Origin of the sequence: Photobacterium andalusiense (assembly GCF_900185625.1) — a bacterium.
GTDB classification, from domain to species: Bacteria; Pseudomonadota; Gammaproteobacteria; order Enterobacterales; family Vibrionaceae; genus Photobacterium; species Photobacterium aquimaris.
Genome location: NZ_FYAJ01000003.1, coordinates 211,500 through 227,010, shown reverse-complemented (window position 1 = coordinate 227,010; position 15,511 = coordinate 211,500). Strand labels below are relative to the sequence as shown.

At 36.3% G+C, this 15,511-nt stretch carries 10 protein-coding genes; 6 read left to right on the top strand and 4 right to left on the bottom strand.

What is annotated here, in order from left to right; all coding sequences use genetic code 11:
* Positions 1-149 precede the first annotated feature (149 nt).
* Both PAND9192_RS10160 and PAND9192_RS10155 read right to left on the bottom strand, forming a co-directional pair.
* On the bottom strand, positions 150-2,429 hold the full coding sequence (locus tag PAND9192_RS10160) for a patatin-like phospholipase family protein (protein ID WP_087853710.1): 2,280 nt from the start codon (positions 2,427-2,429) through the stop codon (positions 150-152).
* 137 nt (positions 2,430-2,566) lie between these two features.
* A complete protein-coding gene (locus tag PAND9192_RS10155) occupies positions 2,567-4,567 on the bottom strand; it encodes a replication initiator protein RctB domain-containing protein (RefSeq protein WP_087853709.1) in 2,001 nt (666 codons plus the stop codon).
* 1,347 nt (positions 4,568-5,914) lie between these two features.
* On the opposite strand from PAND9192_RS10155, the gene PAND9192_RS10150 reads away from it, so the two are divergent.
* The 5 genes from PAND9192_RS10150 to PAND9192_RS10130 all read left to right on the top strand — a co-directional run bounded on the left by PAND9192_RS10150 (position 5,915) and on the right by PAND9192_RS10130 (position 11,375).
* Positions 5,915-7,129, top strand: a complete 1,215-nt coding sequence (locus PAND9192_RS10150) for an AAA family ATPase (RefSeq protein WP_060996853.1) — start codon at positions 5,915-5,917, stop codon at positions 7,127-7,129.
* A gap of 7 nt (positions 7,130-7,136) precedes the next feature.
* Positions 7,137-8,111: a ParB/RepB/Spo0J family partition protein gene (locus tag PAND9192_RS10145; RefSeq protein ID WP_087820648.1), complete on the top strand. Its 975-nt coding sequence runs from the start codon at positions 7,137-7,139 to the stop codon at positions 8,109-8,111.
* Between the two features lie 102 nt (positions 8,112-8,213).
* On the top strand, positions 8,214-10,343 hold the full coding sequence (locus PAND9192_RS10140; RefSeq protein ID WP_087853708.1) for a tRNA(Met) cytidine acetyltransferase TmcA: 2,130 nt from the start codon (positions 8,214-8,216) through the stop codon (positions 10,341-10,343).
* 11 nt (positions 10,344-10,354) lie between these two features.
* Entirely contained in the window at positions 10,355-11,101 is a 747-nt protein-coding gene (locus PAND9192_RS10135) for a phosphatase (RefSeq protein WP_087820646.1), read from the top strand.
* A 67-nt stretch (positions 11,102-11,168) separates the two neighbouring features.
* Complete coding sequence (locus tag PAND9192_RS10130) at positions 11,169-11,375, top strand: hypothetical protein (protein WP_087853707.1); 207 nt, start codon at positions 11,169-11,171, stop codon at positions 11,373-11,375.
* A 476-nt stretch (positions 11,376-11,851) separates the two neighbouring features.
* Here PAND9192_RS10130 and PAND9192_RS10125 read toward each other — a convergent pair whose 3' ends face one another.
* The gene (locus PAND9192_RS10125) at positions 11,852-13,804 is read right to left on the bottom strand and encodes a bifunctional diguanylate cyclase/phosphodiesterase (RefSeq protein WP_087853706.1); all 1,953 of its coding nucleotides are present in this window, start codon (positions 13,802-13,804) and stop codon (positions 11,852-11,854) included.
* A 267-nt stretch (positions 13,805-14,071) separates the two neighbouring features.
* On the opposite strand from PAND9192_RS10125, the gene pdxH reads away from it, so the two are divergent.
* Positions 14,072-14,710 (top strand): pyridoxamine 5'-phosphate oxidase, encoded by a 639-nt coding sequence (pdxH, locus tag PAND9192_RS10120; protein WP_060996848.1) that lies wholly within the window; start codon positions 14,072-14,074, stop codon positions 14,708-14,710.
* 39 nt (positions 14,711-14,749) lie between these two features.
* Here the strand turns inward: pdxH and PAND9192_RS10115 are convergent, their stop codons facing one another.
* A complete protein-coding gene (locus PAND9192_RS10115) occupies positions 14,750-15,460 on the bottom strand; it encodes a helix-turn-helix transcriptional regulator (protein WP_087853705.1) in 711 nt (236 codons plus the stop codon).
* Positions 15,461-15,511 lie beyond the last annotated feature (51 nt).

Below are 15,511 nucleotides of genomic sequence, written 5' to 3'. Positions count from 1 at the left end.
TGAAAAATATACATTTAAAAGCAAAAAGGTTATATCGTTAATAATTATCAGCCAAAATTATTTTTTTTTGTCAGTGTTAAGTAAACTATTAATTTAATTTATACATACAAATACATGATCACTATAAATAAACACCAACATATTTATATTTATAATGTTCCACCTAATGAAAGATAAAATGAGCTTTCACCAGTAGATGTTTGACCATAACTTAAATAAACAGGTCCTAAAATAGAATCAACAGCAACATAAACACTACCCGCTGTAATCGCAGTATCCCAACTTATTGTTGATGAACGATCCCACACGCCGCCTCTTTCTAGCGAGCCACCAACATAAACGGGTAATTTTATCGCCCCAAAATTATTATCAATAACACGATAGCGATATACCAAGCTCGCCAACGCACTATAACGGCCATTTAACTCATAGCGATGATAGCCTGATAAGTTAAACAAACCGCCAAGATCTTGCGCATAAATAGGTAACAAATCATCAGCATCTGAACCTGCCGTTTTTATCGATGCTACTAATGTATGTCTATTATATGTAAACGGTTTTATCATTGATAAACTGTAATATATGGTGTCGCCATTCTTTCTTTTACCAGAGTCAGGTAAACGCAATGTATTGCTATAACCAATCTCACTATTTAAATAAGATCCATGGGTTGGAAAAAAGAAACTATCTAAATCATCATAAGTAAGATTGAGGTAAGGCCCATATAAATCATAATTTTCTTTACGCTCAATCGAAGCAACACTAATACTACCGGTTTGCCCTTGATAACCTAATGTAAGAGCAGCCCAAGGCTTAATATTCCATCCCATTTCAACATAAGCATGAGTCTGGTTATATTTTGCATCAATATTTTTTAATTCATTATGACTAAAATCAGAATAATTAAAATGATCAAATCGGCGAATTTCATTACTGGTTTCAGCACCAAATGCCGTGAAATAATGCTGCTGATAATCTATTGGAAAATAAAATTCAGTGGTGATATTTTTCCAACTACCTAATTGCCACTCAAGTAACCATTCACCGCCTTTATCAGTAAGATCAGTATAAATATATTGAGCACCAAAAGAAAAATCAGAGCGACTTTCAAAATCATCTTCAAATGCTAAAGTAAAATTTAAATATCCTGGGCCCCATGACTTTTCATTAATATCCATCACAAGAATATTTTTATTATTTTTTTGTTTTATCGAATAATTAATACGCCCATAAATGTCTTCACTTTGAAGTCGTTTAACAGCTTGCTCTAATTCATCATTAGATATTACTTTTCCCGTTTTTAACTCTAATTGTGCTAATAATGTTTTATTCGGTAAATTAGTATTATTTACAATTTCAATATCATCAATAAAATAAGAATCATGTGCAGAGAGATGTACTCGACGAATATTTTTTTGTTTATTATATTCAGCATAGTCTGTTGGTGATAACTGATAACGTAATAAACGAGGTAACGATGCTGTCGCTATTTTTCGTCCCGCTTGATAGGCTTGCTCAAGTTTATCAAAATCAGCAGCCGTCATAAAAGCAACGTTTGGCTGTAGATAAATATCAGTTTTCTTCATTAAGCTTTTTTGATAATCAGCACTGGCATTGGTCATATAAGTTGTTAACTGCGAGATAATATTCAAAGCACTGTCTAAATCTTTTTTAGGCATTAAGCTATCACGAAGATCTACCGCAATAATAACATCAGCACCAAGCTGTTTAGCGACATCAACAGGCATATTATTAACCACACCACCATCAACCAATAATTTATTATCTAAATGTACCGGTTTTAATGCGCCAGGCACTGTCATTGACGCCTGCATTGCAGTCGCTAAATGACCTGAACTAATCACTACTGGTGTCACCTTCGTAATGTCTGTCGCAACACTACGGTAAGGAATAGCCAGACGATCAAAGGTTTTTAATGCAGGTAAGTTATCCGTAAGTTGACGTAAAAGTACCGCCAAACCTTGGCCTTGAAAAGCACCAGGACGAGATTTAAACTCACCATCAATATCTAAGCCTAAATCCGTATGTAACTGATAAGTATCATTTTGCTTTTTTCTACGTAGCGATAAGTCATTTCGACTAGCACGATCTATATAACCAGTATTCCAATTGGTATCAAAAGTACGCTGCTTAACTTCTTGAGCCGAAAGACCCATCGCATACATACCACCGACATAAGCCCCCATACTGGTACCTGTGACGATATCAACGGGAATACGATTTTCTTCTAGAACCTCAAGTACCCCTATATGGGCTGCACCTTTTGCTCCCCCTCCACTAAGCACTAACCCAATTTTAGGACGTTCAATAACAGGACGATCTGCTGCTGCAGCATAGACATTAGCAGCTGGTGTACTAATAATAATACAAAATAAAACCCTGCTAAAATCCTTTTTACTGAACAACATCGTCTAACTCCGCTAACAATAATACTTAATATCACATAATACATTACTCGTATTATGTGTTAACTATTTGAAGTTTATTAAAACAAAAAGAGCACTTATAAGCACTCTCTTTGTTAATACTCTTTTGTGATTATAAATCAAATACCTTTAGCGACATCGTCTAATGCACTTAAAACTTGCTCAGTAATATGACCTTCATGGACAAGCTTACATACTTTGCGTCGAACAGCTAACCCTGAAATTAAACGTTCAATGGATAAATGACGTTCATCTTGACGACTATTGTACAATTCAACCGTTTTACTTAAGGTTTCATAACTCACACGCTCTCCTGCCACATGTAGCCAATCAAGCTTCTCTAGATAGCCCTGACACTCTTCAGTAATTGTCGTAGCTGGATGACCTGTCATTGCTGATAAAGCAGTTATACTACGCTGTAGCGCTTCTGAGGAGGTATATTTAGATAAAACAATTGTTAACTCATCAGCATTGATTTCAACTAAGTGCTTACGTAGCTTAATACGACGACCTAAACGACCACGAGGACGCGCTTCTTTTCGCTGAATAGGTTCAAATTCACCATCAATGATTGCTGAGAGTTGATCCAATGCTTGCTTAGGCATAATTTCATTACGCAATGGGTTCGGCATTGTTGGTGCCATATTACGTTTGCCTTCATTGGTTGTTTTCGCACGAGAATAACGAATAACTTCTTCAGCATCAGATTTAATATCAATACGATAATCAGTATAGCGTTTATCAATTTCTTCAGCAGAAATCGTTAAGTGATAGCCCCATAAATTTACCGCAAACATGGTTTCTGTCACTTTGCCTTCAGCTAACTTTTTTAATTCACGAATAATATCTGAAGAAAAACGGCGCCATTCAATATTCCTAGCAAGCTTCTGATTTAACTCACTTAAAAGCATTGAATCAACCACACGGCGAGACATGCGACTTCTGAAAAAGGTGTATAACTGAAACACTAAAGTATGTTGACGCAAAATCTCTGGCGGGAACAAGAAGAAATAATCACGAGTTAACAATTCATCAAAAAAGGAAGGTTCCCAAACTAAAATATACAAATTAGGTTTGATACGAATCTCACCATCTTCACCTTCTTGAGGTGCTTCTTCAGATGCTGTTATGGTACGAGCAATAAATCTAAACCGATCACTTTTAAAACCTTCTGGCATGTTTTCACTCAGCCAACGACCGGTTAATTCATGCAATTGAAAGTCAGTAAATTCAATACGATCAATACTTTCACGAATAGAATCTCGCGCAGGACCACTGTCTTTCTTACCTCGAAGCGCTAAAATATCAGTAATATATACTGGTGTTTTATTCGCCATTGAACGCAGTTGGATCTCATAATCTGCGAGGTGATGATCATGGTATTGCACGGTTAATGTAAATAACGCAAACAATGTCATAAGATCATCAACTGTCATGATCGACTTTGATGATCGTGTTTCAATGATCGCTTTAGTGCCGCTGATCGCAACCATCGCTTTTTGATAATTTTTCTTTGTTCGAGGTGGTGCTAAAGCCTGATCAATAATTCCCGCCCAACTTGTCGGCGATACCACAATTTGATCAGCTTCATCTGGCATTGAGGGAGGTGTACCTAAACCGTATTCAGTTAGTAGGCGGCGATTAACATGATTTTGAGCAAGGGCTTTTGAACGTTTTTGTTTTTCATGCTGCTTAAATTGTTCAGACAGTAAACTCCCTGTACCAAGCTGAGAAATTAGCAAAGCAGGATTGATAAAGTGATGAAGCATCGTTTTACCAGCAAGACCTTCTTCAAAGCGTACTGGTTGCTGATTAAATAAACCAACTGCAACTGCGGCTCGTAAACGTTGCTGAATCGCTGCTCGTGTTAACTGCCCTTCTGTTGCTTCAATGAGCTCCGTTGTAGAAACCATGCCATCTTGGCTTGATAGGCCACGTAATGAAATGATGTTCAATAGCTCAATAATACTTTTGGTTACGCCTTTAAAATGTTGATACTGAGGTAGCCAATCAACTAAATTTGCAGGGATCACAAATAAATGACCATCTTTGTGTGATCTTGGCGCTTCGATCAATATTTTATCAATCGGATTTTTTTTTGTTTTTCGAGCGGAGTTCATCTGTCATTAGCCGTAGAAGCATCATCTTTCCGTAAAGATTAATAGAAAAAGATCAAGAAAGAAAGTTTTTTATTTAAAGTATTTAAAACTGATCTTTATGATTAATTCTGATCTTATTGATTATATGATCTAATGATCAGGTGATTTTTTTGTGTGTAACTTATTGTTTATTATGTTGATTATTTTATTGCGTCTTGGAACGATGATCAATGAAAACACAGAAGCATGATCATATAGGGCTTGAAAGCATGATCATCATCATGCTGGAAAGATGATCATTATTAACTTGAAAACATGATCATAATAAATTCGAAAGCATGATCATCACTCGTAATCACCTTTTCCACAATGTTATCCACAGGCTGAGTAAATATAAGATTATTTGAGCTCATAAAGGTCGCTATTTTGGTGCTGATTGTGATTTTTAGGACTGGAAAGATGATCACCATCGCGTAGTTTCAAGTTTTTAGCCGTTATATCATGCTCAAATATTCAATCAGTAACGAATTTCAAGTTGAATTGACACTTAATTGAAATGACATTTGACGTAAAAAGGCGACTAAACATCATCAATCCGTTGTAGGATCGATGATCATCAGCGACTAGGTGTATTTCAATCTAAGTGTGATGCTTTAATCTCATGTTAATTTTATCATTTTATTCTGATCTCTATCGCCTCTAACCCCTTATTGAATCAGCATTCTCCGTAGTTCTTCCGATATTTTACATGCTTCCGTAGCGTTTAGTATTAAAGGCTGATTTAGATTGCTACTCTTGATCATTTTTCCGCAATCAATCTAACCAAAATACACTGTAAACGATAGTTTTTTAATGATTATCTGTGCTTGATCATCGTTTCATATTTAGTGGATTTTTTATGGAACAATGATCAAGTACTGAGCTTATTTTTTTACAACGGTAGGCTTAATTTCAGATTGTTTTTTAAATAGTTAGCGGTTATTTTCTATTTTAGGCTGATTTGCTAATGAAATTGAGCTATTTCATTAGCATTACGCTATTGTTGGTGTTGAACATGCTTTTAATGTTGAAATGACATATCCCGTAAACTATCCATTATTTTTCATTGTTCCGATAAAAATAGTCTTAAGTCCGATTTACATTGTAAACTTGTGACACTGTAACACTTTTATGAAATGGTTTTTCTTTGGTAATTATAAAGATAATAAAGTCAGATTTAAGTCTAAAAAATATGAAATTTTATGCTTTTTGCATTAAATCATGTTTTTACATGCGAATAATATCACATGGTTTTGTTCAGCTTTTTATTGTTTATGTCGTTATTTATTGTACAATATAATTAGTCAATCATCATGGCATAGAGTAATAATGAATAGGGAACAGACGATACAAAATTTGCTCAATATTGCAGAGCAAACTAAACAAGTACAAGCCGATCGTATTGAAATTGTTTTAGAAGAGCGTCGTGACGAAGTTTTTCCACCAATGTCAAAAGCTTTAATGGAAACACGTTCAGGCTTAACGCGTCGAAAGTTGGATGATGCAATCTCACGGATGGAGGCAACAGGTCATCAATTTACTAAAAATAAAGCGAACCATTATTCAATAACGCTTGAAGAAGCTCACCAATTAATGGTTTCAGCGAAAAAACCTGCTTTTTATGAGCGTGAAGGTGCAGGACGTAAACCTTGGGTAGTGAATGTTCAGAACCAAAAAGGTGGTACTGGAAAATCAATGACAGCAGTACATATTGCTGCATGTTTGGCATTAGATTTAGATAAACGCTACCGTATTTGCCTTATTGACCTTGATCCTCAAGGATCATTACGTTTATTTCTTAACCCTTTGATCAGTATTGGCAAGCAAGAAACAATTTATTCAGCTGTTGATGTTATGTTAGATAACGTGCCTGAAGGCGTATTAACAGATAAACATTTTGTAATGGATAATGTGGTGATGCCAACTCAATATCCTAACCTTAAAACAATTGCAGCTTTTCCAGAAGATGCGATGTTCAATGCTGATGCATGGCAAGATCTTGCGGTAAATCAAGACCTTGATATTGTTCGGTTGCTCAAAGAAAAAGTGATAGATCCTATCGCTGATGAGTTCGATATCATCATGATTGATACCGGTCCTCATATCGATCCTTTAGTGTGGAACGCAATGTATGCGTCTAATGCGTTAATTATTCCATGTGCTGCAAAACGTCTAGACTGGGCATCAACAGTTAACTTTTTCCAACATTTACCGACTGTTTATGAGATGTTCCCAGAAGATTGGCATGGTTTAGAGTTTATTCGTTTAATGCCAACCATGTTTGAAGATGATAATAAAAAGCAGGTTTCTGTATTAACTGAAATGAATTACTTGTTACGTGAGCAAGTAATGATGGCGACAGTGCCGCGCAGCCGTGCTTTTGAAACCTGTGCAGATACTTATAGCACAGTTTTTGATCTTACTGCGGCTGAATTTGAAGGTGGTAAAAAGACTCTTTCAACAGCTCAGGAAGCGATTCAGCGCGTTGGTTTAGAGTTAGAACGTGTTATGCACAGCCACTGGGCAAACTTGAACGAGGAGTAATTGACAGATGGCGATTAAAACTACAGATCTTAATGCGCGTTTATTTGGTAAAGCAGATAAACGTCGTGCTACTAACGTTACAGAAGCACAAACTGCAGCACGTGATAAAGCTGCGGTTATTGAATTAGCTGTTGCGGGTGAAGATACTGTTGCGTTTGAATTAGTAAAAGTAAATGCAGATGATGTTAGTACTCAAACAATCGTTTTTGCTGAAAATGCCCGTGAGCAGGCTTTCTTAAATGAGCATGCGTTAGCTGATATTTTAGTGACATTAAAAGATCGCGGTCAGCAATATCCAGCTGTAGGTCGTTGGCTTGAAGATGGTCGTATTGAAGTATTAGACGGTAGTCGCCGTCGTATGTCTTGTATTATTGCTCATAAAGATTTTCTAATTTATGTAGCAAAAGGTATTAATACTGAACACGCTAAGTTTCTATCTGATGTTGCGAATGCGCATAAACCTTTATCACTGTTTGAACGTGGTAAAGAAATGCAGTCGTTATTAGATTCAGGTAAAGTAGCTGATCAAAAAGAGCTTGCGAAGTATTTGCAATGCAGTGAAGCATTGGTGAGTGGCGCATTAAAAGCGGCTAGTTTACCGATGGAATTATTGATGGCTTACCCTAGTGTTGGTGAGCTTGGTCGCCCAACAATTGTTAAACTTCATCGTATTTTCTTTGGCTTAAACCATGAACAACAGCAGCATATGATTGCTGATTTAAGTGGTGAAAATACGGCATTATGGAAAACAATTAATGCGCAAGGTATTAGCCGTATTACGCGTGAAGTGACTGGAAAACTAGAGCAATTAGGGGAGCAATTACACCCAAAAGCTGTGGTTGAAAAGCCTACGTCACAAGATCTTATTAAGGGTAAAGTTTCTTATACACGCGATGGTGATAAATTACAGCTTAAACTGAAAAAGATGAGTGACCGTCAGATCAGTGATGTACTGGCTTATTTAAATGATTATCTAAAGTAATAGTCGATTTTACTTAATAAAAGCCACGCTATTATGCGTGGTTTTTTTATGCCTGTTGGAGCTGTGTTATGATCTGTTTGTCATTTATTTTTGGACCTATTTATGTCGATGCAGTTAGAGACATTTTTTGCTCAACTTCAGCAGCAGTTATCACAATATTTTTGTCGTCAATTAGTCGTATTAGAAGGCGATATTGAATGGGCGACAGCTAGTGCAACGACGATTGGAAACTATTTTCCACAACGGTTATGGGCTGGTGATAATGCACCAATGTCTTTTGTTTCATCCTCGTTTAAACAGTCTAAGCAGTGGCTTGGGCAAGAGTTTGATTTGGTGGTTATCAATGCCCTTGATGGTATTAATGCTGATACCTTAGGTGCACTTTCTGGCACGATTAAAGGGGGTGGCTTATGTATTATTATTGCGCCACCAACATGGCGCTTACAGCATATAGCATCGCCATTTTACCAACGCTTAGGACGATTGTTTTTAGAGCCTGAAGTGATATTGATTCAGCAATCTCAACCGTTGCCACGCTGTTGTTTAACGTCAGTTTGGGATGATATAACCCCGCCAACAATATTTACTGATACCAATACTCAGCGTCGTTGTTTAACCCGCGGCCAATCAGAAGCTGTCGATGCCATCATTAAAGTGATGACAGGGCACCGTAAGCGACCGTTAGTTTTATCAGCAGATCGTGGTCGTGGAAAGTCAGCGGCGTTAGGTATCGCCGCCGCGGAACTATTGCTTACTCGCACAATGAATATTGCGGTAACAGCGCCGTCATTTGCTTGTGCTGAAACCGTGTTTAAACATGCTAAGTTGCGATTGCAGACAACGAATCAAACCCATCCTCATCAATTAAATATTGGATCGAGCCGACTTGAGTTTGTGGCTATCGATAAGATTGTTAATGATGCTTCCAATTACGATTTTATTATTGTTGATGAAGCTGCCGCTATTCCTGCATCAATATTAACGGATCTACTTGGACGGCATAATCGTTTAGTCTTTGCGACCACCATTCATGGCTATGAAGGAACAGGTCGTGGTTTTGAAATTAAATTTAAGCAACGATTATTCGAAAAAATGCCGCAATGGCGAAGCTATCATTTGGAGCAACCAATAAGGTGGGCTGCTGGCGATCCACTAGAAGCTTGGATTTTTAAAACCTTATTACTGACAGCACAGGCTCCGGATTGCTGTCAGGATGGAATTAACTCAGCTGCTATCGCGATTGATTATTCAGTTCTAGAACCAGCACAACTTGCGCATGATGAAGTGTTACTAAATCAGCTTTTTGGCTTATTAGTAAATGCGCATTACCAAACGTCTCCTAACGATATTCAACAATTGTTGGATGATCCTAATTTATCTGTTGTTGTTGCATTGCAAGCTGGCGTCATTATTGGCTGTTGTGTGATATCTCAAGAAGGGGGCTTTAGTACTGAATTAGCGCAGTTAGTGATGCAAGGAAAGCGACGTCCACAGGGGCATTTGTTAGCGCAATCTTTAGCTGCGCATCTTGGCTATTCAGTGGCGGCACAACAGCATTGTTATCGTATATTGCGTATCGCTGTTGCTGATAGTTTTCAGCAGCAAGGTATTGGTACTCAACTTGTGAATGCGGTATTACACCAGGCGCTTAATAATAATATTGATTATGTTGGCACAAGTTTTGGTGCTGTTAGTGAGCTTGTTGATTTTTGGTCTCAGTGTTCATTTCGTCCGCTGCGTTTAGGAATGACAAAAGATGTTGCTAGTGGTCACCATTCTTTATTGTGCGTAAAGCCATTATCAAATACTGCACAATCTTGGTTTGATGATGCTCAATCTTTATTTAGCGCTTCTTTTTGTTGTCAACGAGTTGAACAATTCTGCCAATTAGACAGTCAATTATTTTTCAAACTATATTCTGCAAATGTTCAGCAGCCGCTAAATTATGGGTTATCGCAACAGCAAATCAATCACCAATTGAATACTTTTATTGATGGTGGCCTTGGTTATGACATCGTAGTCGCGAGCCTTGAAAGTTGGTTATCGCAGTTTTTATTATGCGGTGATTGCTGTTGGAGTGACGATTTAGGTTTTGTGATTGCAAAAATTTTACAGAAACAATCTTGGTCAGTGATGGTTGAACGCTATCATTTATCGAGTCGAAAGTTAGCCCAGCAACATTTACGTGATGTTGTTGCTCGCTATTATTCTTTATCTTCTTCAGTTCATTAGAGGTTTACGTTATGCAGATTCAAGTTGATACTCATACTCATACATTATCCAGTGGTCACGCTTACAGTACTATCATTGAAAATTCTCAAGCTGCTGCAGCGAAGGGATTAAAAATGTTTTGTAATACTGATCATGCTTCTTTAATGCCTGGCGCGCCTCATTTTTGGTATTTTGCTAATCAACGGGTATTGCCACGATTTCTTAATGGTGTTGCAGTGTTACGTGGCGTTGAAGCGAATATCGTTAATACTGATGGTGAAGTTGATTTAGATAATACGGTATTAGCTAAATTAGACTGGGTGATTGCGAGTTTACACGAGCCAGTATTTAAACCAATGACAGCAAAAGAGCATACCGAGGCGTTGATCAATACTATTAAATCAGGGGTTGTTGATGCGATTGGTCACCCAGGTAATCCTAATTATGATTTCGATTTTGAAAAAGTGATCCGTACTGCTGCTGAGCATAATGTATTAGTTGAAATCAATAATTCATCATTAGGACGCTCTCGTGTTGGTAGTGCACCAAGATGTGAAGAGATTGCGATGATAGCAAAAGAAGTAGGGGCTAGAATTACAACTGGTTCAGATGCGCACTTTGCTGCTGATGTGGGTAACTTTTCTAGTATTCAGACTTTATTAGCGCATGTTAATTTTCCTCAAGAATTGATAACGACTCAACATCCCCAAAGCTTGTTAGACTTTTTAACGGAGCGTGGAAAAGCAGTTGCTGAACAATACCAAGGCCATCAATGGTAGTGCATTAGTATTTCAGTTTACACTGTAAACTGGCCATAATTTATATTTACAGTGTAAATTAGAGAGTATGATTTACACTGTAAATAAGCCAAACACCTCAGCCAAACACCTCAGCCAAACACCTCAGCCAAACACCTCAGCCAAACACCTCAGCCAAACACCTCAGCCAAACACCTCAGCCAAACACCTCAGCCAAACACCTCAGCCAAACACCTCAGCTAAACACCTCAGCCAAACACCTCAGCCAAACACCTCAGCTAAATACCTCAGCTAAATACCTCAGCTAAATACCTCAGCTAAATACCTCAGCTAAATACCTCAGCTAAATACCTCAGCTAAATACCTCAGCTAAATACCTCAGCTAAATACCTCAGCCAAACACCTCAGCCAAACACCTCAGTCAAACACCTCAGCCAAACACCTCAGCCAAACACCTCTGCTAAATACCTAAGCCAAATACCTCAGCCAAATACCTCAGCTAAATACCTCAGCTAAATACCTCAGCTAAATATCTTAGCTAAACACCTTAGTTAAACACCTTAGCTAAATAATGAGTATTAATTTATAAATAAGAGGAGTAAACCATTAGGCAATTGGTTGCTTATGTTGGTTCGATTTACAGTGTAAATGAAAGAAGTAACAAAAGTGATAAGTTGGGTTGATATTTACAGTGTAAATTAGATTTAAAAAAAACTCTATTTACACTGTAAATAGAGTTTTAGATTATTTTTAATTTACACTGTAAATAGATTAAGCCGGTTGTGGTTGTTTCTCTGTAATGAATCCTTGATAGCCACCAACAAATAATTCAGACAGTCTTTCTAATTGAGTTGCTGTTTCTACACGTGTTGCTATTACTTTTATATTAAGGCTATGTGCCGTTCTACATATTGATGAAAGTACCGTTGACTTAGTTTGGTCATTGAGTTGGTGAGTATAGACATAGTCAATTTTCACATAATTAGGTTGGAGTTCTTTTAGATAAGTTAAAGATTGAAAGTTTCGACCATAATTATCAATGCCAAATCCAAATTCATATTTTCGAATGATTGAGCATAAAATACCTGTCGCATCAGTATGTCGAATACAGCTAATTTCTTGGATTTCAAAAAACAATCGAGAACTTAAAAGGGGGTTTTTTTGAAGAAGATTATCTAACCAACGAATAAAGCTTGGATCATTAATACAACTATTAGTGATATTAATGGCAAAAGGACCACTTGTTCTATCTGCATTTAATTTATTAATAATCGCGACAATAACATGACGATCAAACCAACTACCTATTTTTAGATCTTCTATTGCTCCTAAAAACATACCAGCAGAATAGTAGTTGTTGTTTTTCTTAATTGCAGTGAATACTTCATAATGATAGTTAGCACCATTTGAAAGTGTTGCAGGTTGAAATTTATAGGTAAATAAATCTTCACTGATTGCTTCTTCAAGCAAAGATTTCCATTGTTGCTTTCCAAGTGTTATTTGGTTATTTATGTCCTTAATAATGAAAACAGCGTCATGAGGCATTATTTTCGCTTGAGTCAATGCATTATCTAACTGGGTTAATATTTGGCTTGGCGTACTTTTGTTTTCATTAAAAACCAACCCAATAGCAACATTGTTATTAAGTGTTGTTGTACCAGTATTTAAATCATTAAAAACGTTTACTAATGATTTACTGCAAAGTTGCAGTTTTTCAATGGAAATATTTGGAATGAGTATTGCGAACTCATCTTTTGAAAGACGTGCAAGTGTTACATCATTAAAAATGAGCACTTCATTTAGCCGTGTTGCAATTGTTTTTACTAATTCATCGCCTTCCTTAAATCCTTCATTTTGGTAACACTCATTAATTAAATCAGTTTGAATTAATCCTAAACCACCTTTATGTGATTCGTTTAACCATGAGCTAAGTTGATGAATAAAGAAGCTGCGATTACCTAAACCGGAAGTGGTATCAAGATAGGCTTGCTGTCTTAGTTTCATTGCTTCATCTGCTTGGTTTTTAAAGTTAGCATCTAGCTGAGCACAAATTTTATTAAATGCTCTTACAATAATGGCTAAATCAGATTCATTGGGAATCGATAGCGGAGCCTGATTTAAATTATCTATAGTGCGAGCACGTGCCGTGAGACGAGATAATGATGCAAAATTTTTACGACAAATTAAATAAACCAATAAACTTGATATGATTGCAATTAATAGATTTGTTAATGCTGTTCGTGTGCTAATTTTCCATAGTTGTTGATAATTAAGCACTGGCTGAACAGTTATCGTTAATAAACCTAATGATTTATTATTGTGTTCGATGATACGTTGCTCTGTATGAGAGGGAATCTTAAATAGTTTCTGAAACCAAGATGGAGAATGGGTCATTGGTATTAGATTATCTTGACGAATAAGCTGGCTATAATCAGCTGCTGTGATATTTATTTGGCTATAAGTTGTATTTGGGAATAGATGATTAGTGATTGTAAATAATTCTTGCTCCTGAGTATTAGACAGCATAGGAGCATTTAGCTTTTTAAGAGCTTGAGGTAGTATAACTAAAGCGCGATTAATATCTGTTTGTGACGTTACGATATGTTGGTGTTTTAATGTTGAATAACTTGAATAACTTGAATAAATTTGTTGTGCAGATGCTGCGCTAACAATAGCGCAAACTAATGCAGTTATACTAATAACTTGGCGTTTGAAAAGTGTCATAATTTGAGCACCAAAAAAAAGTTAAGTGCAGCATTCAATGAATAGCTTTTGATAAAGAGATGCTGAAAATGAAGATGTCTGATTGCTATAATTTATCAAACCTCGACGATATGCAGTTGATTGTTTCTCAACAAAAGTTGTGTTTCGCTAAATGTGTCTATTTCTTTATGCAACAATTAACGGTTTGCAATCAGAAAGTGTTTTTTATTCAGTTATTCATCATGAATAGATATTAATTATTAAATATTTGGGAGTAGGAGATAGAAGATGGACTTGACTGATATTCGCCGCGAATATACTAAAGGTGGCTTACGTCGTGATGATTTACCTAAAGAGCCTTTAGTATTGTTTAATAAATGGTTACAACAAGCAGTTGATGCTAATTTACCTGATCCAACAGCGATGACTATTGCAACAGTGAATGCTGATGGTCAACCTTTTCAGCGAATCGTTTTATTAAAAGATTTGGATGATGATGGTTTTATTTTTTATACTAATTTAGGTAGCCGTAAAGCTGAACAATTGAATATAAATAATAAAATTAGTTTACATTTTCCCTGGCATATACTTGAACGACAAGTACATGTGACTGGACATGTTGAGCAATTATCAACACTTGAAGTTATGAAGTATTTTTCAAGTCGGCCAAAAGAAAGCCAAATAGCAGCTTGGGCAAGTAAACAAAGCTCGCGACTTTCTGCTCGTCAGGCACTAGAAGGGAAGTTCTTTGAATTAAAGCAAAAGTTTTCTGCCGGTGAAGTGCCTCTTCCTAGCTTTTGGGGTGGCTATCGAGTGAAATTTGATACGATTGAATTTTGGCAAGGTGGTAAGCATCGTTTACATGATCGTTTTATTTACTTACGAAATGATGACAACCAATGGGATATTGAGCGTTTAGCACCATAAATGCTAATTAGCAGAGTAGCGATACTCTGCTAAATTTAATTAGCATTCTTTTAATACGATTGATTGTTGAGTTTTCAACATACTTTCGGGAATATGAGAACCAAAACCCGCATCAAGTGCTAATTCAATCAATTCACCTTTTGAATTAGCATTAAATTTTTCTCTTAACCTAACTACATAATTTTCAACCGTTTTGACTGCTAGCTGTAATATTTTCGATATGTATTGTGGTTTTTTACCATAGAGTAGTAGAAATAATACTTCAGACTCTCGAGTGTTAAGAGTAATATTTAGTGATTGATTGAGGTTATTTTTTCCTTTATCTTGTGGATTTGCTGTGTCGCTACGGCAAATCCAATGTCCGATTTCAAGCAAAGAGGTATGCTTTAATTCGATACCTGAGAAGAGAGTGCCAATAATTTTATTATTATCATTTCTTAATGCTATTTTTGTAAATAAATGCGCTCGCCAGTGGCCATCAGCGTATGGATGAATATCAAGTATACGTAATTGTTTCTCTGATTCCATTACTTGTAAATCTTGTTGCTGAAATATTTGTGCATATTTTTTGCTTAAATAAGGCATGTCAAAATCAGTTAATCCAATACACTCTTGAGGATTATTTAAACCAATGATTTTTGAATATTCCTCATTAACATAAATAAAAGTTGAGTTGATATCTTTACAACCCCAACAACCAGGTAATTGATTTAATATATCGAATGAGGGATAACTACCATTATTTTTCATTTTCTATGAGATTTATATATTTTATTAATTATTATTAGCGTTAATTCTAAT